The sequence below is a fragment of the Bacillus sp. MSP13 genome, assembly GCF_000815295.1.
Classification (GTDB): domain Bacteria; phylum Bacillota; class Bacilli; order Bacillales; family Bacillaceae; genus Bacillus; species Bacillus vallismortis.
On record NZ_JXAQ01000014.1, the window covers coordinates 190,521 to 208,100 of the forward strand.

16 protein-coding genes and 4 pseudogenes are annotated in these 17,580 nt (G+C 45.9%); 10 read left to right on the forward strand and 10 right to left on the reverse strand.

The window, feature by feature from the left end; genetic code table 11:
• The first annotated feature begins 51 nt into the window (after positions 1–51).
• The 5 genes and pseudogenes from SC79_RS17625 (at position 52) to nosA (ending at position 4,151) form a co-directional block, all read left to right on the forward strand.
• On the forward strand, positions 52–1,488 hold the full coding sequence (locus SC79_RS17625) for an anion permease (protein WP_039076181.1): 1,437 nt from the start codon (positions 52–54) through the stop codon (positions 1,486–1,488).
• Between the two features lie 163 nt (positions 1,489–1,651).
• Positions 1,652–1,792, forward strand: a pseudogene (locus SC79_RS21080) (hypothetical protein); the annotation flags it as partial.
• Positions 1,788–2,056 (forward strand): annotated as a pseudogene (locus SC79_RS17630) (citrate transporter); the annotation flags it as partial. The pseudogenes SC79_RS21080 and SC79_RS17630, both read left to right, overlap by 5 nt.
• A 72-nt stretch (positions 2,057–2,128) precedes the next feature.
• The gene (locus SC79_RS17635; protein ID WP_039076183.1) at positions 2,129–2,923 is read left to right on the forward strand and encodes an MBL fold metallo-hydrolase; all 795 of its coding nucleotides are present in this window, start codon (positions 2,129–2,131) and stop codon (positions 2,921–2,923) included.
• Positions 2,924–3,041: 118 nt separating this feature from the next.
• Positions 3,042–4,151 carry a nitric oxide synthase gene (gene nosA, locus SC79_RS17640; protein WP_039076184.1) on the forward strand — a complete coding sequence of 370 codons (1,110 nt, stop codon included), beginning with the start codon at positions 3,042–3,044 and terminating at the stop codon, positions 4,149–4,151.
• On the opposite strand, the gene SC79_RS17645 is transcribed toward nosA, so the two are convergent.
• Entirely contained in the window at positions 4,124–4,399 is a 276-nt protein-coding gene (locus tag SC79_RS17645) for an acylphosphatase (protein WP_010330314.1), read from the reverse strand. The two genes, nosA and SC79_RS17645, sit on opposite strands and share 28 nt — an antisense overlap.
• Positions 4,400–4,465: 66 nt before the next feature.
• Between SC79_RS17645 and SC79_RS17650 the strand changes: the two genes are divergently transcribed.
• A complete protein-coding gene (locus SC79_RS17650; protein ID WP_039076185.1) occupies positions 4,466–5,131 on the forward strand; it encodes an MOSC domain-containing protein in 666 nt (221 codons plus the stop codon).
• Between the two features lie 47 nt (positions 5,132–5,178).
• On the opposite strand, the gene SC79_RS20230 is transcribed toward SC79_RS17650, so the two are convergent.
• From SC79_RS20230 to map, 4 genes are all read right to left on the reverse strand, one after another.
• Complete coding sequence (locus SC79_RS20230; RefSeq protein ID WP_052245627.1) at positions 5,179–5,310, reverse strand: YflJ family protein; 132 nt, start codon at positions 5,308–5,310, stop codon at positions 5,179–5,181.
• A 172-nt stretch (positions 5,311–5,482) separates the two neighbouring features.
• A complete protein-coding gene (locus tag SC79_RS20235) occupies positions 5,483–5,638 on the reverse strand; it encodes a hypothetical protein (RefSeq protein WP_010330311.1) in 156 nt (51 codons plus the stop codon).
• 109 nt (positions 5,639–5,747) lie between these two features.
• Complete coding sequence (locus SC79_RS17655) at positions 5,748–6,062, reverse strand: DUF3243 domain-containing protein (protein ID WP_039076186.1); 315 nt, start codon at positions 6,060–6,062, stop codon at positions 5,748–5,750.
• An 81-nt stretch (positions 6,063–6,143) separates the two neighbouring features.
• A complete protein-coding gene (gene map / locus SC79_RS17660) occupies positions 6,144–6,893 on the reverse strand; it encodes a type I methionyl aminopeptidase (protein WP_039076187.1) in 750 nt (249 codons plus the stop codon).
• A 168-nt stretch (positions 6,894–7,061) separates the two neighbouring features.
• Here map and nagE point away from each other — a divergent pair, with 168 nt between their 5' ends.
• Entirely contained in the window at positions 7,062–8,420 is a 1,359-nt protein-coding gene (gene nagE, locus SC79_RS17665; protein ID WP_039076188.1) for an N-acetylglucosamine-specific PTS transporter subunit IIBC, read from the forward strand.
• Between the two features lie 292 nt (positions 8,421–8,712).
• Here the strand turns inward: nagE and ltaS are convergent, their stop codons facing one another.
• Positions 8,713–10,662, reverse strand: a complete 1,950-nt coding sequence (gene ltaS / locus SC79_RS17670; RefSeq protein WP_039076189.1) for a lipoteichoic acid synthase — start codon at positions 10,660–10,662, stop codon at positions 8,713–8,715.
• 258 nt (positions 10,663–10,920) lie between these two features.
• On the opposite strand from ltaS, the pseudogene SC79_RS17675 reads away from it, so the two are divergent.
• Together SC79_RS17675 and SC79_RS17680 are read left to right on the forward strand one after the other, a co-directional pair.
• Positions 10,921–11,312 (forward strand): annotated as a pseudogene (locus SC79_RS17675) (J-domain-containing protein).
• A gap of 127 nt (positions 11,313–11,439) precedes the next feature.
• Positions 11,440–12,855: an alanine/glycine:cation symporter family protein gene (locus tag SC79_RS17680; RefSeq protein WP_039076190.1), complete on the forward strand. Its 1,416-nt coding sequence runs from the start codon at positions 11,440–11,442 to the stop codon at positions 12,853–12,855.
• Here the strand turns inward: SC79_RS17680 and SC79_RS17685 are convergent.
• Genes SC79_RS17685 through SC79_RS17700 form a run of 4 tightly spaced genes read right to left on the reverse strand, consistent with a single transcriptional unit; the run spans position 12,852 to position 16,842 of the window.
• The gene (locus SC79_RS17685; RefSeq protein WP_039076191.1) at positions 12,852–13,925 is read right to left on the reverse strand and encodes an endospore germination permease; all 1,074 of its coding nucleotides are present in this window, start codon (positions 13,923–13,925) and stop codon (positions 12,852–12,854) included. The genes SC79_RS17680 and SC79_RS17685 overlap by 4 nt on opposite strands.
• Positions 13,926–13,948: 23 nt before the next feature.
• Positions 13,949–14,149 (reverse strand): hypothetical protein, encoded by a 201-nt coding sequence (locus SC79_RS17690; protein ID WP_039076192.1) that lies wholly within the window; start codon positions 14,147–14,149, stop codon positions 13,949–13,951.
• A gap of 16 nt (positions 14,150–14,165) precedes the next feature.
• A complete protein-coding gene (locus tag SC79_RS17695) occupies positions 14,166–15,320 on the reverse strand; it encodes a Ger(x)C family spore germination protein (protein ID WP_039076276.1) in 1,155 nt (384 codons plus the stop codon).
• Complete coding sequence (locus SC79_RS17700; RefSeq protein ID WP_039076193.1) at positions 15,301–16,842, reverse strand: spore germination protein; 1,542 nt, start codon at positions 16,840–16,842, stop codon at positions 15,301–15,303. Before SC79_RS17700 ends, SC79_RS17695 begins: the two co-directional genes overlap by 20 nt.
• A gap of 159 nt (positions 16,843–17,001) precedes the next feature.
• Between SC79_RS17700 and SC79_RS17705 the strand changes: the two are divergent.
• Positions 17,002–17,454: pseudogene (locus tag SC79_RS17705) on the forward strand (GntR family transcriptional regulator).
• The last annotated feature ends 126 nt before the right edge of the window (positions 17,455–17,580 follow it).

Below are 17,580 nucleotides of genomic sequence, written 5' to 3' on the forward strand. Positions count from 1 at the left end.
GTAAAATGGGAAAGGGGATTAGAAAACAAGGATATAGGAGGAGACCTATTTATGGCTTCAGAAAAAGACGCAGGAAAACAGTCAGCAGTAAAACTTGTACCATTGCTTATTACTGTCGCTGTGGGACTAATCATCTGGTTTATTCCCGCTCCGTCCGGACTTGAACCTAAAGCTTGGCATTTGTTTGCGATCTTTGTCGCGACAATAATCGGCTTTATCTCCAAGCCCTTGCCAATGGGTGCAATCGCCATTTTTGCATTGGCGGTTACTGCACTAACTGGAACACTTTCAATTGAGGATACATTAAGCGGATTCGGGAATAAAACCATCTGGCTGATCGTCATCGCATTCTTTATTTCCCGGGGATTTATCAAAACCGGGCTCGGTGCGAGGATTTCGTATGTATTCGTTCAGAAATTCGGAAAAAAAACCCTTGGTCTTTCTTATTCACTGCTGTTCAGTGATTTAATACTTTCACCTGCCATTCCAAGTAATACGGCGCGTGCAGGAGGCATTATCTTTCCTATTATCAGATCATTATCCGAAACATTCGGATCAAGCCCGGCAAATGGAACAGAGAGAAAAATCGGCGCATTCTTATTAAAAACCGGTTTTCAGGGGAATCTGATCACATCTGCTATGTTCTTAACAGCGATGGCAGCGAACCCGCTGATTGCCAAGCTGGCCCATGATGTCGCAGGGGTGGACTTAACATGGACAAGCTGGGCAATTGCCGCGATTGTGCCGGGGCTTGTCAGCTTAATCCTTACGCCGCTTGTGATTTACAAGCTGTATCCGCCGGAAATCAAAGAAACACCGGATGCGGCGACAATCGCCACAGAAAAACTAAAAGAAATGGGACCGTTTAAAAAGTCAGAGCTTTCCATGGTGATCGTGTTTCTACTGGTGCTTGTGCTGTGGATTTTTGGCGGCAAATTCAAAATCGACGCAACCACAACCGCATTGATCGGTTTGGCTGTTCTCTTATTATCACAGGTTCTGACATGGGATGATATTAAGAAAGAACAGGGCGCTTGGGATACGCTCACTTGGTTTGCGGCGCTAGTCATGCTGGCCAACTTCTTGAACGAGTTAGGCATGGTGTCTTGGTTCAGTAACGCCATGAAATCATCCGTATCAGGATTCTCTTGGATTGTGGCGTTTTTAATCTTAATTGTTGTGTATTTCTACTCTCATTACTTCTTTGCAAGTGCGACAGCCCACATCAGCGCGATGTATTCAGCATTTTTGGCTGTCATCGTGGCCGCGGGCGCGCCTCCGCTTTTAGCGGCGCTGAGCCTCGCGTTCTTCAGCAACCTGTTCGGATCAACGACTCACTACGGTGCTGGAGCGGCCCCGGTCTTCTTCGGAGCAGGCTACGTTCCGCAAAGCAAATGGTGGTCCATCGGATTTATCCTGTCAATCGTCCATATTGTCGTATGGCTTGTGATCGGCGGACTATGGTGGAAAGTACTGGGGATATGGTAGAGAGAAAAAGGAAAGGCAGACCGAGGTCTGCCTTTTTTATGTTTATAAAACAGACGGCCAACGCATCTGTAAAAATAGATAACCCGTTCACAAGAAAATGAATGTTGAAAAATGCATGGCCTCTAAAAATGGTATGATCTAGATAGAAAGGACGGCTGGTGCTGTGGTGAAAAAGCGGTTCCATTTTTCCCTGCAAACAAAAATAATGGGGCTGATTGCGGCTCTGCTTGTTTTTGTCATTGGTGTGCTGACCATTACGTTAGCCGTTCAGCATACACAGGAAGAACGGAAACAGGCAGAGCAGCGTTTACACATTCCTGATGCCGAATGACGCATATTTCTACGGGGTGCTGCCGATTTTTCAGAAATGGCTGTCGCATACGGCGTGGATAAAGTGGAAATTGCCAGAGCCTCTATTATCGGCCAGCCGATTCATATGCTGAGCCCGCTTGTGCCATCCACTCATTTGCTTGTAGGGGTTTCCATCGACGACCATCAAAAATTCGCCTTGAAGTGGGCGGTTCTCGCAGTGATCGTCATGACGGCTATCGCTCTATTGATTGGTTAGATTTCGATTTCTGTATGATAAATCAGGCGTAATGACATACACTAACGGGAACAACATACCGGAGGTGTCTTCATGAGTGATCCTTATATGCCGCTGACTTCAGTCAGAAGCGGTACGGGGTTCGAGGCGGCAAAAGGAGTGCACGGCTTAACCGTGCAAATTGCAAATGTCTATTTTATTCAGCTGCCTTCCGAACCTCACTCATTTGTTTTAATTGATGCCGGCATGCCTCAATCAGCCGACATGATTGTAGATGAAGCCAAACAACGATTTGGCGATGATTTTCAGCTGAAGGCGATGATCCTTACACACGGGCACTTTGATCATATTGGGGCGATAGAAGAGCTCCTTGCGCATTGGGATGTCCCTGTTTATATCCATTCTCGGGAAATGCCTTATGTAACAGGCAAAGAAGATTATCCACCGGCCCGTCCTGACAGCAAGAGCGGGCTGGTCGCCAAGCTGTCGCCGCTGTTTCCGCGGCACTCCATCGATATTTCTTCACATGTGCAGGCACTGCCGGAAGACGGCTCTGTACCGTTTCTTGACGAATGGATGTGGATCGCGACTCCCGGACACACCCCCGGCCATATTTCGTTATTTCGTGAGGACGGGCGTGTGCTTGTGGCAGGCGATGCTGTCATAACAGTGGAGCAGGAGAAAATGGCTGATGTCTTGATTCAAAAACAGGAGCTTCATGGGCCGCCGGCTTATTTTACGCCTGACACAGAGACTGCCGCTGAATCCATTCAGAAGCTGGCCGGCCTTGAACCTGAAGCGCTGCTGACCGGACACGGCATACCGATGGCCGGCAAAAACTTCCGCAGCGAGTTAACTGAACTGGCAAATCGCTTATCGTCTCTTTGACACCCGCACACGCGGGTGTTTTTATTGTTTTTCCAAGAAGATGCAGGAAAATCATTTGTCTTCCCGCTTAAAAACGATACAATGAAAAGCATCAATGCGATTTGAAGGAGAGAGTTTGTTGGAAGAAAAAGAAATACTCTGGAATGAAGCGAAAGCGTTTATTGCCGCATGCTATCAGGAATTGGAGAAGGAAGAGGAAGTGAAAGACCGTCTCGATAGCATAAAAAGTGAAATTGACCGGACCGGGAGCTATACACATACGAAGGAAGAGCTTGCGCACGGAGCGAAAATGGCTTGGAGAAACAGCAATCGCTGCATCGGCAGATTGTTCTGGAATTCTCTGAATGTCATTGACAGGCGTGACGTCAGGACGAAGGAGGATGTGCGGGACGCCCTTTTTCATCACATTGAAACCGCCACAAATAACGGGAAAATCAGGCCGACCATTACGATTTTTCCTCCGGAAGAGAATGGTGTAAAGCAAGTCGAGATTTGGAATCATCAGCTGATACGGTATGCAGGTTATGAGTCAGGAGGAGAAAGAATCGGCGACCCGGCTTCCCGGTCCCTGACCGCAGCCTGCGAGCAGCTTGGCTGGCGCGGAGAGCGAACCGATTTTGACCTGCTGCCGCTCATTTTTCGCATGAAAGGCGATGAGCAGCCGGTCTGGTATGAACTGCCGCGTTCACTTGTGATTGAGGTTCCCATCATACATCCGGACATCGAAGCGTTTTCTGATCTGGGGCTGAAATGGTATGGCGTGCCGATTATTTCTGATATGAAGCTCGAGATCGGAGGCATTCATTATAATGCCGCGCCGTTTAACGGCTGGTACATGGGCACGGAGATCGGAGCAAGAAATCTGGCGGATGAAAAGCGATACGACAAGCTCAAAAAAGTGGCGTCCGTTATCGGCATCGCCGCTGATTACAATGCTGATTTATGGAAGGATCAAGCGCTTGTTGAACTGAATAAAGCGGTGCTGCACTCGTACAAAAAGCAAGGTGTCAGTATCGTTGATCATCATACGGCCGCAAGCCAGTTTAAACGGTTTGAAGAACAGGAGGAAGAAGCGGGCAGGGAATTGACGGGGGACTGGACGTGGCTGATTCCGCCGATTTCACCCGCTGCCACTCATATCTTCCACCGTTCCTACGATAACTCAATCGTTAAGCCGAATTACTTTTATCAGGATAAGCCTTACGAGTATACAATGGAAAATCGATGATGGCCTTCAAGTGTGCTGGATTCAGTGACTGAGAGATCGGTAACCTTTGAGAAAGGGCTGCCTTTCTTTACAGCCTCAAGAAACGATTGTAACGTGTTTTCCGGGCCTTCCGCCAAAATCTCGACACGGCCGTCATCACGGTTTTTGACCCAGCCGGCCAGTTTTCGCTTGTCAGCTTCCATTTGAACAAAATAGCGAAAGCCCACACCTTGAACCCGGCCGTCTGCAACGATTCGATATTGAAGCATGGAAAAACCACCTTTTCTTTTTATGATAATCAATCATTTTATAACCTGTAAAGGGGATGTGTATGTATGAAACCACCGCACTATTCAGTGCTTTCACTTAACCTCGGGAAGCCGCAAACGCTTGAATATGACGGAAGAAAAATCGAAACTGGCATCATGAAGCAGCCGGCTGCTTCAGCTGTCATGCTGTATCGGGAGAATTTTGAAGGAGACGGACAGGCGGATCTCATGAACCACGGGGGACCTGATAAGGCCGTCTGTGTCTATCCGGCGAAGCATTATCCGTTTTGGGAAGAATTCCTCTCAAGGCCGCTGCCAAGCGCTGCGTTTGGTGAAAATCTGACCGTCATAGGCCTGACCGAGGAGAATGTTTGCATCGGGGATGTGTTTCAGCTTGATGAAGCTGTTGTTCAGGTCAGCCAGCCGCGTCAGCCATGTGTTAAGCTGGCAAAAAAATTTGGCGTGAAGGAAATGGTGCTGAAGGTTCAGCAAACGGGCTATACCGGTTTTTATTTTCGTGTGCTGGAAGAGGGCAGGGTGGCTCCCGGCGCTAAACTGGAGTTGCTGTCCAGAGGCGAAAAAGACATATCCGTTCAATTTGCTAACCGTATCAAATACCATGATGTGAACAATCTCGCTGCCATTGAACGGATACTAAGTGAAGACACACTGTCGGAAAGCTGGAGAGCGTCCTTTTTGAAAAAGAGGGACAGGCTGCAGCCCGCTGAATAGAAAAAAAGCCGCGCATCTCAACGTGCACGGCTTTACTATTCTTAAGATCAATTTTTCTTTGTTTCAAGCAGGTTTGCAAGAAAATAGGTTTTATAGCTTTGAAGCTTTCTTCCTTCATGGTGCGTGATCCCCTGCTTTTTTAATTCTGCCACATACCAGCCTTTACTGCCGTAATGCATGTCAGAAAACTCCTTTCCCTATCTCTCCTAATGGAGAGGATTTTACCAAGCGATTGGCATTGTAACATCTATAGAAAGATGCTGAAAAGAGGTGCGGGAAAAACTGAGTCTTTCGTACTAGCTACACGAATCTTCTTCTGTATGTATATGCGGAGCAAAGGCTAAATATGATTTAATGGCCGGTCAGTTTGATGATGACAACGCCAAATGTCATAATGCTGAAAACAATGCCGATATATGTGAGCATCCCGTTTTTTTTCTTCACGCCGTAAACGGTCAATATGATGCCTTCAATGAAAAAGATGATGCCAAAAATGATAAACCACATGCAAATAAAGGCTCCTTTCGCAGACATAATAGTAGTGTAGCATATCTGGAGGAGCCCGGCTGTGGCAATATCAAGAAAGCCGGGCAGCAGATGCGCCCGGCTCTTGTTTTTATTGCTTATCAACCAATTTGACCAGCAGCTGTGCCAAATGTTTTTTCTCGTCTTCGTCCGCAACGCTCCAAAGCTCTTGCAGCAGCATTTCTTCACTGTTGTGCGGCTCTTCATGCTTCGCGAGGTAATCTCCCAAGATCGCGGCGCTTTTGACCAGCTTGCCGTCGCCCAATCCCAGCTTTTTCCCTCGGTTGACTTGTTTACTCAGGTAGTCTTTAAACTCCTCAAAGTCTTTTAAGATTTCTTCTTTTGTTATGCCATGCATGGCATGCATTTCGTTTTCAATTTGGATTTTTTCTGGATCTCTGTTCATTGCAATACCTCCTCCTGCGGGATAGTGATGTTTTACCTGCAATTGGAGGAGGTTAAACCTTCCGGCAGCCGGGAATGTGTTTTACAGCTTCGTCAGGATAATCGGTTCATCTTTTGTGATGACGATGGTGTGTTCAACCTGGGCAACCATGCTTTTATCTGGTGTCTTGAACGTCCAGCCGTCTCCAGCTTCAACAATCGTTTCCGCTTTTGTTGAAATAAACGGTTCAAGCGCGATGACTGTGCCGTTTTTGAAAAGCGCGTTATCAAACGGGTCATAATAGTTCATGATGTGGTTCGGCGCTTCATGCAGGCTTCTGCCGATTCCGTGGCCGGTCAGGGTTTTGATGACGGTAAAGCCTTGAGAGCGCGCTTCATGATAAACGGCTCTTCCGATTTGGTTTTGGCGCTTGCCTGCTTTGGCCTGCTGCAGCCCTTTTTGAAAAGCGTCTTCCGCGCATTGGCAAAGCTTATGAAGGCGTTCTTCTCCTTCGCCGAGCACAAATGAGATGCCTGTGTCGGAATAGAAGCCGCCAAATTCTGCGGAGATGTCAATGTTCACAAGATCTCCAGCTTTTAGAATTTTGGAAGTGCTGGGTATGCCGTGAGCCACTTCATCATTTACGCTGATGCATGTCACGCCCGGAAAATCATATTCCTTCTCAGGAGCTGAAACGGCACCGTGCTCATCAAGCACTGCTTTCCCGATAAGGTCAAGGTCTTTTGTGCTCATGCCGGGCTCCGCCTTTTGTTTCATTTCTTCACGCGCAAGCGCGACAATTCTTCCGATTTTTTTCAGGCCTTCTAATTCTTGATCGGTTGTTACAATCATCTGTCATTCCCGCTTTCTTTTTAAATAATCTAGATTAAGCTTACCACAACTGTCTTAAAAATAGGAAACACGCGAACCTGAGAAAAAAGGAGCCGTGGGAAAATTGGTATAGATCACTAGATATCCTATATGGTATATTTGAAAAAAAAGGGTATGAGGGGGATGGGTATGCTTTCATTTTTACAAAAGCTCGGGAAGTCATTTATGCTCCCGATTGCGGTTCTGCCTGCAGTTGGAATGATCCTTGCGCTTGGCAGAGAGGATGTATTGAATATCCCGTTTGTCTATCAAGCGGGGACGGCGGTTTTTGATCATCTGCCGCTCATTTTCGCGATCGGAATTGCAATCGGCATTTCAAAGGACAGCAATGGGGCCGCGGGGTTGTCAGGAGCGATTTCATATTTGATGCTGGACGCGGCAACAAAGACCATTGATAAAACAAACAACATGGCGGTGTTCGGGGGAATCATTGCCGGTTTAATTGCTGGTTATACTTATAACCGCTTCAAGGATACAAAGCTGCCTGAATATCTCGGTTTCTTCAGCGGCAGACGGCTTGTGCCGATTGTAACAGCCATCATTACGATTATTTTAGCCGGCATTTTTGGAGCCGTTTGGCCGCCGATTCAATCGGGCATTAACGCGTTTGGAGAATGGATGCTTGGACTCGGCGGCATCGGGGCAGGCATATTCGGTTTGTTCAACAGGCTGTTAATTCCGCTTGGCCTTCACCACGTGCTCAACAATATTTTCTGGTTTCAATTCGGAGAATATAACGGAGTGACAGGAGACTTGGCGCGCTTTTTCGCGAAAGACCCGACGGCGGGCACATATATGACGGGATTCTTCCCCATCATGATGTTCGGTCTTCCGGCTGCGTGTCTGGCGATGATTGTGACTGCAAAGCCGTCAAAGCGGAAAGCGACGGCGGGAATGATGATCGGATTTGCCTTGACTGCGTTTATCACAGGGATTACGGAGCCGATTGAGTTTGCGTTTATGTTTTTATCCCCGCTATTATATGCTGTCCATGCGGTCTTAACCGGGTTGTCTTTATTTCTCGTCAACTGGCTCGGCATCCGCTCCGGCTTCTCTTTTTCAGCGGGAGCCATCGATTATGTGCTCAGTTACGGAATCGCTGAGAAGCCGCTTCTGCTTCTATTGGTAGGTATATGCTATGCGGCTGTATACTTTATCGTGTTTTATGTGCTGATTAAGGCATTGAATTTAAAAACGCCGGGACGGGAAGATGATGATGTGGATGAAGTGCTTGATGAAAATACTGTTCAGGATGTCAATGAAAACATCATGCTGAAAGGGCTTGGCGGAAAAGAAAATCTTCAAACGATTGATCATTGCGCGACAAGGCTGCGGCTGACTGTGAAGGATACCGCTTTGGTTGATGAAGCGCTGCTAAAGAAAGCGGGCGCAAAAGGGGTCGTCAAATCAGGCGGGCAATCTGTTCAAGTCATCATTGGGCCAAATGTGGAATTTGCGGCCGAGGAATTGAGAGCTGCTGTGAAATAAAAAAGCGGAGAGGGCATCCTCTCCGCTTCAGCGTGTCGACAAACCCTCGCATTCGTTGTCAGTCCTGCGCGTCGGTGCTCACGAATGACGAAAGGAACGGCGGCTAAATACTTAGGCGTCCTGCCTAAACGCCGCCGTCATCACATCCTGTGAAAGTCTGCTCCAATGCTCGTCCTTCCTAGACTTCAAGGGTTTTCAATCACGCTGAAAAGATGACAAAGTCCTAAAACAAAAAACGTTTTAGGACTTTGTCAACAATATGAAGCGGAGAGGGCAACCTCTCCGCTTTTTCTTATTTCTCTTCAACATCCGTTGACGTTTCGGAAGAATCTTCGTCACGTTTTGTGTAATCATAATCAGCAGGGTTTACCTTCGTAAAGCCTTTTGGCTCGTAGAAACGCAGCAGGTCTCCGTTTATGATTTTATCGGACATTTCAAGTTCCTTCTTGACGAGTGAGTCTTCTGATTTGTCGACTTCAGATTCATCAAGCTCTTTTCCGGTTTTCGTATCGTAATACTTTCCGGATACTTTCGTGTACTTCGGTGAAACAAAATCTCCGTTACGGAACGGAATCACTTCACGGTGTTCTTTCGATAAGATATCAGAACCGGACATCAGATAGTCTTTCGTATCCACTCCGAGCAAATGCAGGATGGTAGGAGCCACATCGACGTCTCCGGCATATTTATGAACTTTCTCGCCCTTCACGCCGGCAGCGTGGATAAAGAGCGGAACCCGTTGAAGCTGAGCGTTGTCATAATCGGTAACTTCATCTTTGCCAAGCACTTTGGCCATCGCTTTATTGTGGTTTTCTGAGATGCCGTAATGGTCTCCGTACATCACGATAACCGATTGGTCATATAGCCCGTCTTTTTTCAAGTCATTGAAGAATTGTTCAATGGACTGATCAAGGTAGTAGGCTGACTGGAAGTAGTTGTTGACGACAGAGTCACCAAAGTCTCCAGCCGGGAAGTCTGTATCCCCCTCATCCATTCCGAATGGGAAGTGGTTAGATAGGGTAATGAACTTCGTATAGAATGGCTGCGGCAGGCTTTCCAACAGCGGCATTGATTCTTTGAAGAACGGTTTGTCTTTCATGCCGTAATTTTTCGTGTTTTCTTCGTTCATGTCATAGTAGGCAGAATCGAAGAACTTATCGATGCCTTCCGCTTTGTACATTTCGTTACGGTTCCAGAACGTCTGCGTGTTTCCGTGGAACGCGGCAGATGTGTAATTCTTAGACTTCAGAATCGCAGGAACGGATTGAAGCGTGTTTTGCGCTTTGTTTACGAAAACGGAACCTTGTGCCAGCGGGTATAGAGAGTTTTCCATCATAAATTCCGCATCGGATGTTTTACCCTGTCCCGTTTGGTGGAAAAAGTTATCAAAGTAGAACGTTTCGTTATCATGTGCCAGTTTATTTAAGAACGGTGTGACTTCTTTGCCGTCAATTTTGTAGTCGATCGCAAAGGTCTGCAAGGATTCAAGTGAAACGTAAATGACGTTTTTACCTTCCGCTTTGCCGAAATACACGTTATTCGGCACGTCGTAATTGGCTTTCATGTAGTTTTCCACTTCCGTCACGTCGCTGGAATCGGCAAGCGCGCGCTGGCTGTTGGATTTGATATTTTGGACAGCGTCATAAATCGTGAAATTGTATGTTCCCAAGTATTTCACAAGATAGTTTCGGTCGAATGATCTTGTGAGCAATTCAGGACGGTCTGATTCCGCAACTGCCAGGTTGATAAGAAAAACAAGAATGGAAGACGCAAGAACGATTCGGAATGATTTTTTGTTCGACGTTTCGGCAGGCTTGTTCACTTTGATCGCCAAGATGATCAGAATAATTGTATCGATAAAGTAAAAGACGTCAGCCGGTCCCATCAGCGAAAATGCGCTGTCACCGAGTTGGCCTCCGTTTGTTTTAGCCTGCATAATGACCGGAATGGTAATAAAATCATTGAAAAATCTGTAGTACACAATGTTTGCGTACAGTAAAAAAGACATTAAAAAATGAATCACTATAATGGCTGTCTGCTGTAATTTTTTCTTGAACAAGAGTCCAAAGCCAAGAAAGAATAAGCTTGAGCTGAGAGGATTCACAAAAAGCAATATTTTTTGTATCGTGTTGTCTATTCCTAAGTTAAAATTCAGGACATAACCGACATATGTTTTGATCCATAATAGGACGACCGCGATGAGGAAGAAGGCCAGTCCTCTTTGTTTTATAAATGTTTTCATTGTGACACTCCTTTTTTCCGATCACAGTTCGAGCGAAACGATAGAAAAAACGAACGTATCAAATATAACACGAATCAGCGGATTAGAAAAGTGAAAATCGTCTGGTGGAAAAAGTGGCGAAAAACACCGTCGAATCAATGTTTTCCTTTACATATGGACTAATGTAAAAAAAGGTTTCTTTCTAGAAATGAAGGAATAAAATGGAACAACAGCTGCTGTATGATAAAATAGAAGAAATCACTGAAAAGAGGTGAAAGGATGGATTTTTCCCATATTGTGTCTGAAGATAAAATAAAGCGGGCTATCAAAGACGGAGATTTTGAAAACCTGCCGGGAATGGGAAAACCGCTGCCCAAGGATGACGCGGCACACTTGCCGGAATCGCTCCGCATGAGCTACCGTATGTTAAAAAATGCGGGAATGGCAGAGGACGAGGGCGCGCTCAAAAAAGAACTCATGACCATCGACCATCTCATCGCAAAGTGCCTTGACGAAGAAGAACGGGAACAATTAATCGAAAAAAAACCGAAAAGCAGATGATGCTTGATAAGCTTGTCGACAAAAAAGGCATGTTTTCAAAGCCGGCATCCGCTTTTTACAAACATAAAGTATATGATCGGCTTGGACGAAACAGACCTTCTTCCAGCTAATTTGTTTTGTCAGAAGGATGGTGATTGTTAAAAGCCATCCTCTTTATGTTCCAATGGTCTCTGTCTAAAATGTTTATGTTTATCCGTCGTGGGGGAAATGACTCATAAACGAAAAAAGGGTGATGGGATGGAACGACTATTAGAATGGGTAGAGCGTATATCTGATTGGCTGTGGGGGCCGCCGCTAATCATTTTGCTGACGGGAACGGGATTGTATTTCACCATTTTGCTGAAATGTTTTCAATTTCGCTATCCTTTATATATCTTTAAGCAAACGATTGGCAGCGTAGGAAAGAAGCCGAAGGGAGAGGGTACAGTCACACCGCTTCAGGCATTGACATCCGCCCTCAGCTCAACAATCGGCGCGGCGAACATTGTCGGTGTGCCTGCCGCTATTATGTTTGGCGGCCCCGGAGCGGTTTTTTGGATGTGGTTTATTGCCTTATTTGCCATGGCGATTAAGTTTTCTGAAAGTGTGCTTGCTGTTCATTACAGGGAAAAAAATGAGCAGGGGGAGTTTGTCGGAGGACCGATGTATTACATAACAAAAGGGCTGCGGATGAAGTGGCTGGGCGTATTTTTCTCTGTCGCGCTGATTGTGGAACTGATCCCTAGCATTATGGTTCAGGGGAATTCGGTTTCAGTCTCTCTTGCCGAAACGTTTTCTTTCAATAAAATATACGCGGGAATCGGAATTGCGTTTTTGATTGGATTAGTGGTCATAGGAGGAGTAAAGCGGATTGGAAAAGTAACAGAGTTCATCGTGCCTATTATGGCAGGGGCATATATTGGGGCCGGTCTCCTGATTTTTCTCACGAATCTTTCAGCGGTTCCGGCGTTTTTCTCTCTTATCTTTTCGAATGCGTTTACCTCAACTTCAGCAGTTGGAGGGTTTGCTGGCGCTGCGCTGGCTGAAACCGTTCGCTGGGGCTTTGCCCGCGGGCTGTATTCTAATGAAGCCGGAATGGGAACAGCCCCGATTGCACATGCGGCGGCCATGACGGATCACCCTGTGAGGCAAGGGTTTTGGTCTGTGATCGGCATTGTCATTGACACCTTGATCGTCTGCACCACCACGGCGTTTATCGTCATTACATCCGGTGTTTGGACAGGGGGAAATGCCTCAAATGACCCGGCGGCACTGACGACTGATGCATTCCAGCACTATTACGGTTCTGGAGGAGGGTACTTCGTCTCGATTTCCCTTGTCTTCTTTGTGATATCGACCATAATGGTTGTTATTTTTTACGGCGTGAAGCAAGCTGAATTTCTGTTCGGGCGGCTGGCAGGTCATGTGATCAAAATCGTTTATTTAGCGGCTATCATCATAGGGGCCGCGGGCGGAGCAAAAGCCATCTGGGGCTTTCTGGACTTAGCATTGGTTTTTATCGTCGTTCCGAATGTTATCGCGCTGCTGTTATTAAGCAGAAAGGTAAAAGCGCTGTATACCGAGTTTTTCACATCTGAACAGTACTACTTGAAAGACAGGGGAAAAACGAAACAGAATGCTGTTTATGAGACAAAAGAAGCCAAAAACTCTTAGTGTTTTGCTTTGGCGCCGAACATCGCTTTGCTTTTGATGATGAAATAGATGAGTAAAGGAAGCAAAAGGGAAATGACCACATTGATGATCGGCTTGATTCTGTTAAAGTCGATCAGCTGATTTGTATTTAGGAAGAACCAAAAGCTGCATACGAGCGAAAACATGCCGGTTGGTGTATACATGGCTTTCAGTTCGATTTTCGAGTGTAAGAAGGAAAGCCCGTATACCACAATATAAAGCGAACCGGCTATCTTCACCATAATGACCGGAATCCATAAGGCCGCGATGATTAGATCTAAACGATCCAGAAAATCAGTAATGCGGATCTGCCTGATCACCATATAGGCCGGATCAAAAAAAGTAGATGTCAGGTTGGGACCGAAAACAGCAATTGAACAAAATAACATCACACCAAGCAATAAAGCTCCCAGCAGTATCGCGAAAATGGTGTGTTTCAGCGGGACGCTCCGGCTTGAGAAGAGGAGCGGCAGAATGATTAATTCCCCCATTGTCCCAAAGGCGTAAAAACCTGACTGAAGGTATTGGACCGGCCCTTGAAGGACCGGTGTTATATTTTGCAGCTCAATTTGTGCGGCCAGCATAAAAGGAAGGAACAAGAACAAGACGCCGAATGGAATTAAAAAGAGCTGTGCCATTCTGGTCAACGTTTCTTTTCCTTCTCTCGCAATACAGATTGCTACAAAAATAATGACACCGCCAAGAACGGCCATTGGTGTTCTAGGAAGAAATAAAATATTAATCAGATTCATAAAAAAACGGATATCATGAGCGTTGATTAACAGGAAATATAAAGAAAACAGAAAAATGATAAACCGGCCGGCGATTGGTGAGGAATCGCTCAGCAGCTCATAGATATTTTTATCCTGTTTTTTCATCAGTCTATGCATCAGCCAGAGTGCCGGAATGACGATAATAACGCCGAGAATGTAGCTGTGCCAGGCGTTTTGTTTTGCCGATTCGATCATGAGGATCGGAGCATGCTTCAGTCCGACTGCTAGCGTATACAGCGCTCCGAAAAATAATCCTTGGTATGCGGAGGTCTTATCCATAAAGCACATCCTTTCTGTCATGTTCAAAACGGAATAAATTTAAACAGGTGTCCCAGCCGCGGAAGCAGTGGGTTCATTTTCATATAAACCCACAGAAAAGCACTGACGGCAACCAGCAGGCTGAACATCCATTTCGTCACCGGGTTAGCCGAACGAAAGTTTTTCCATTCATATGCATAAATTGCAATGCACACGATCACTGCCTGAATGATGAAACTGATCATGCTGTTGCACCCCCATTTAACGGCTGATGGTTTTGTACAATACACCGCCCTGTTCGATCACTATGGATGGGACAACGTTGACGTCCATATTCTGATAGACCTCGTCCCAGTCTTTTTTCAATAAGTCCTTCGTAATACCCATGCTTCTTATCGTTTTGTCTTGAAAACCTGTAGGATCCGCTTTCAGCTTTTGAAGCCGTTGGATGGTACTGATGATACCTTTCTTTACGGCTTTATTTACCGCTTTTTGAATGATATAAAATTGGTCATTTTCTCCCGTATCATAGGTGGATTGATTTTCGATGATGACTCCTTTGGCTCTGATCTCTATGGTCATTGCAAGTTTGCCGTTTTTTTCAGTAGCGCGAAAGTCAGCAGCCGACTTTTGAAGCTGAACTGAAGCTTTTCCCATCTGATTCGGCAGGTCTAACATGAATTCCGGCTGACGGGCCTGATTTAACAAAATCAGAGCGGACGTCAGGTGCTCATCTTTAAAAATATCCACCAGTTTGTCTTTTTTAAATATGGCAATACCATCAATCTTTAAATTGGTTTTTCCTTTGCCGCCTGGTTTGGTTTTTGTTGCAGATATTACCGGGGCATATGGGTCGTCGCCTTTTTCTAATAAATCGGACATAAACCGACTTAAAAAAACCGGTCGTTTTGTTGACAGAATGGCCAGTTCCCGAATCATCTCCGCTGGAAATTGTTCCAGCTGCACTTCAGTATTGATAATATCGCGGGCTTCACCCCGGCTAATTAATAGTAATGCAGTTAATCTGTTCTGCGGATTTCTCGTCAAGAGATCAAATACCGGGACCAGACCTTCTCTCGCTAAGTCCTCTCCGATGACCACCGTGCGTCTGTGGGATGTATTAATTGTTCGCGATAGTGAGGTTTGCAGCTTATTGGTCGCTTCTCTGAGTGTTTTGCCTGAGGCAGAATCCACATACCACGTTTTTGATCCAGCTGTTCCCCCGCCACCCCCTGTCTGTCCGCCTAACTGTCCGACTAAGGGAATCTGCAATGCTACTTGATATTTGTCTTTTTTCTTATCAATCGCGGAGCTGACAACAAACGCAATGTCATTGATTTCCGTCCGATCCCAACAGCCGGCGAGAAGTATACAAACGAGCAGCGGCGTAACAGCCTTAAATATTGTTTTCTTCATCATGAGTTTCCTCTCTTCTTTCTCCTTTCTGTCCGTTTTCACGAGAATACGTGCTCGGTCTTCTCGTCATCATCCACCAAGGGGCCCGCACAAAAATATCTTTTACTTCATTGCGTTTAAATGGAGAAATCCCGGATAAATAAGGTACGCCGAACGATTGCAGCTTGCATAAATGAAGCACTAAAATAATCGTGCCGAGCATGATGCCGAAAACCCCGAAAATACTAGCCAAAAACATAAAGGGGAATCGAAGCATTCTGATCGAAATGGCTAAATTAAACCTTGGAATGGTAAAGGACGCGATCCCTGTTAACGATACGATGATCACCATCGGGGCAGACACAATCCCGGCTTCAACGGCTGCCGTCCCGATGACCAGAGCCCCGAGAATGCTGACGGTCTGGCCGATGGTTTTTGGCAGGCGCACACCCGCTTCACGGAGAGCCTCAAAGGAAATTTCCATTATCAATGCTTCCACGATGGCGGGGAAAGGTATCGGTTCTCGGGCAGATGCCACGCTGAACATTAAGTTGGTTGGCATTAAGTCCTGATGGTATGTAATTACGGCAACATATATAGCCGGCAAATAAAGAGCAACGAATAAAAATATATAACGCAGCCAACGGATTAAGTTAGTCATCAAATAGCGCTCATAGTAATCTTCACTGGCTTGCATTAGCTGCCAAAACGTGATCGGGCCTGTTAAAACAAAAGGCGTATTATCTGTAAAAATGGCGAATCGGCCTTCGAGAAGCTGGGCGGCGACGGTATCGGGCCTTTCCGTATATTGCAGCTGGGGGAAAGGTGAGTACGTGTCATCCTCGATAAACTCCTCAATATATCCGCTTTCTAACACGGCATCAATCTTGATGTTTTTGATTCTTTTTTTCACTTTGTCAATAACCTTTGGATCGGCAAGCCCGTCAATATAGGCCAAGACAATGTCAGTTTTGGTTTTCGTGCCGATTTTAAACGATAGCATTTTAAGCTGGAGCGTTTTGACGCGAAAGCGTACAAGAGCGGTATTGACCCTGAGGCTTTCAGTAAAGCCCTCTCTTGATCCTCTGATGGTTGATTCCGTTATCGGTTCCTCAATGCTTCTTCTTTGGCCGCCTTTGATTTTCAAGATCAGGCTTTTTGAATGTCCGTCGGCAAATAAAGCCGCGTTCCCCTCAATGATGGATTCAGCCACTTTGCTTACACTCGATTCTGACGCAACGCTTGAAATCGATAGTGTGTTTTGCAGCGACTCTTCATGTTCATCTATCTGATCGGTCAGATGCCTCAAGAAAGGGCGGAGAGCGTGGTCTTGGATATGTTCCGATTTTATAATTCCTTCGATATAAACAATAAATCCACACAGCCCGTTTCCAAAGTCAAATTGCCTAAATACGATATCTGAGCACCCTTCTGTTAATAAGGTTAGCGTATCGAGGTTTTCCTTCAAATCGGGAGAGATCGGCCTGTCCTGATTATTTTCAAGCTCCTTGATGAGTTGAAGCGCTTTGTCGCGTTTATTCATAGAGGCTCACCCGCTTTTTCATTATCTTATGCAATAAGAGTTTGTGACTTTTAGGGTAACCTTGTCTGGTGTAGATATTCTCCGACTAGGATGAAAGCGCCTTAAAAAGTTGTGGACTGCATGTAACGAAACGATCTAAACTAAGCTGGGTGGTCCATAATGAAAATGAACAAATTGATCACAATTTACAAAGACATCGCACAGCACATTGAAGACGGCCGGTGGAAAGCGGAGGAGAGAATTTTCCGTCTGAACCCGACTTGACCGCGCAGCATGATACATCAAGAGAAACGGTCAGAAAAGCGCTTCATATGCCTGCGCAAAACGGCTATATCCAGAAAATCAGAGGGAAGGGCTCGATCGTTCTCAACCGTGAAAAAATGCAGTTTCCTGTCTCAGGCCTTGTCAGTTTCAAGGAGCTCGCGCAAACGCTTGGTAAATCAATAGAAAAACTGACATAAATTAGGGATGGAGACTCCGTCAGAGCTCCTCAATTTGCGCGGTTCTGACCGTATGGTCGTGGTGAGAAACTACGTCTTTTTGGAGGATACGAGTCTCTTTCAATATACGGAAAGCAGACACCGCCTTGACAAATTCCGGTTTGTGGATTAAGCGGTGTGGGGGAAATGAGAGGCGCCTGCCTGCGGCAGCGCGCTTTTTTTGTTTGGTATCAAATTTGATACTATCCAACAAAAATGTGCGTACTTTTACTTTCTATGATAATGGCTACAATAGAGA

Coding starts and splice junctions, on each gene's coding strand:
- SC79_RS17625 (WP_039076181.1), top strand. CDS start 52: ATGGCTTCAGAAAAAGACGCAGGAAAACAGTCAGCAGTAAAACTTGTA.
- SC79_RS17635 (WP_039076183.1), top strand. CDS start 2,129: ATGAGTGATCCTTATATGCCGCTGACTTCAGTCAGAAGCGGTACGGGG.
- SC79_RS17645 (WP_010330314.1), bottom strand. CDS start 4,399: ATGCTTCAATATCGAATCGTTGCAGACGGCCGGGTTCAAGGTGTGGGC.
- SC79_RS17650 (WP_039076185.1), top strand. CDS start 4,466: ATGAAACCACCGCACTATTCAGTGCTTTCACTTAACCTCGGGAAGCCG.
- SC79_RS20230 (WP_052245627.1), bottom strand. CDS start 5,310: ATGCATTACGGCAGTAAAGGCTGGTATGTGGCAGAATTAAAAAAGCAG.
- SC79_RS20235 (WP_010330311.1), bottom strand. CDS start 5,638: ATGTGGTTTATCATTTTTGGCATCATCTTTTTCATTGAAGGCATCATA.
- SC79_RS17655 (WP_039076186.1), bottom strand. CDS start 6,062: ATGAACAGAGATCCAGAAAAAATCCAAATTGAAAACGAAATGCATGCC.
- map (WP_039076187.1), bottom strand. CDS start 6,893: ATGATTGTAACAACCGATCAAGAATTAGAAGGCCTGAAAAAAATCGGA.
- nagE (WP_039076188.1), top strand. CDS start 7,062: ATGCTTTCATTTTTACAAAAGCTCGGGAAGTCATTTATGCTCCCGATT.
- ltaS (WP_039076189.1), bottom strand. CDS start 10,662: ATGAAAACATTTATAAAACAAAGAGGACTGGCCTTCTTCCTCATCGCG.
- SC79_RS17680 (WP_039076190.1), top strand. CDS start 11,440: ATGGAACGACTATTAGAATGGGTAGAGCGTATATCTGATTGGCTGTGG.
- SC79_RS17685 (WP_039076191.1), bottom strand. CDS start 13,925: ATGGATAAGACCTCCGCATACCAAGGATTATTTTTCGGAGCGCTGTAT.
- SC79_RS17690 (WP_039076192.1), bottom strand. CDS start 14,149: ATGATCAGTTTCATCATTCAGGCAGTGATCGTGTGCATTGCAATTTAT.
- SC79_RS17695 (WP_039076276.1), bottom strand. CDS start 15,320: ATGAAGAAAACAATATTTAAGGCTGTTACGCCGCTGCTCGTTTGTATA.
- SC79_RS17700 (WP_039076193.1), bottom strand. CDS start 16,842: ATGAATAAACGCGACAAAGCGCTTCAACTCATCAAGGAGCTTGAAAAT.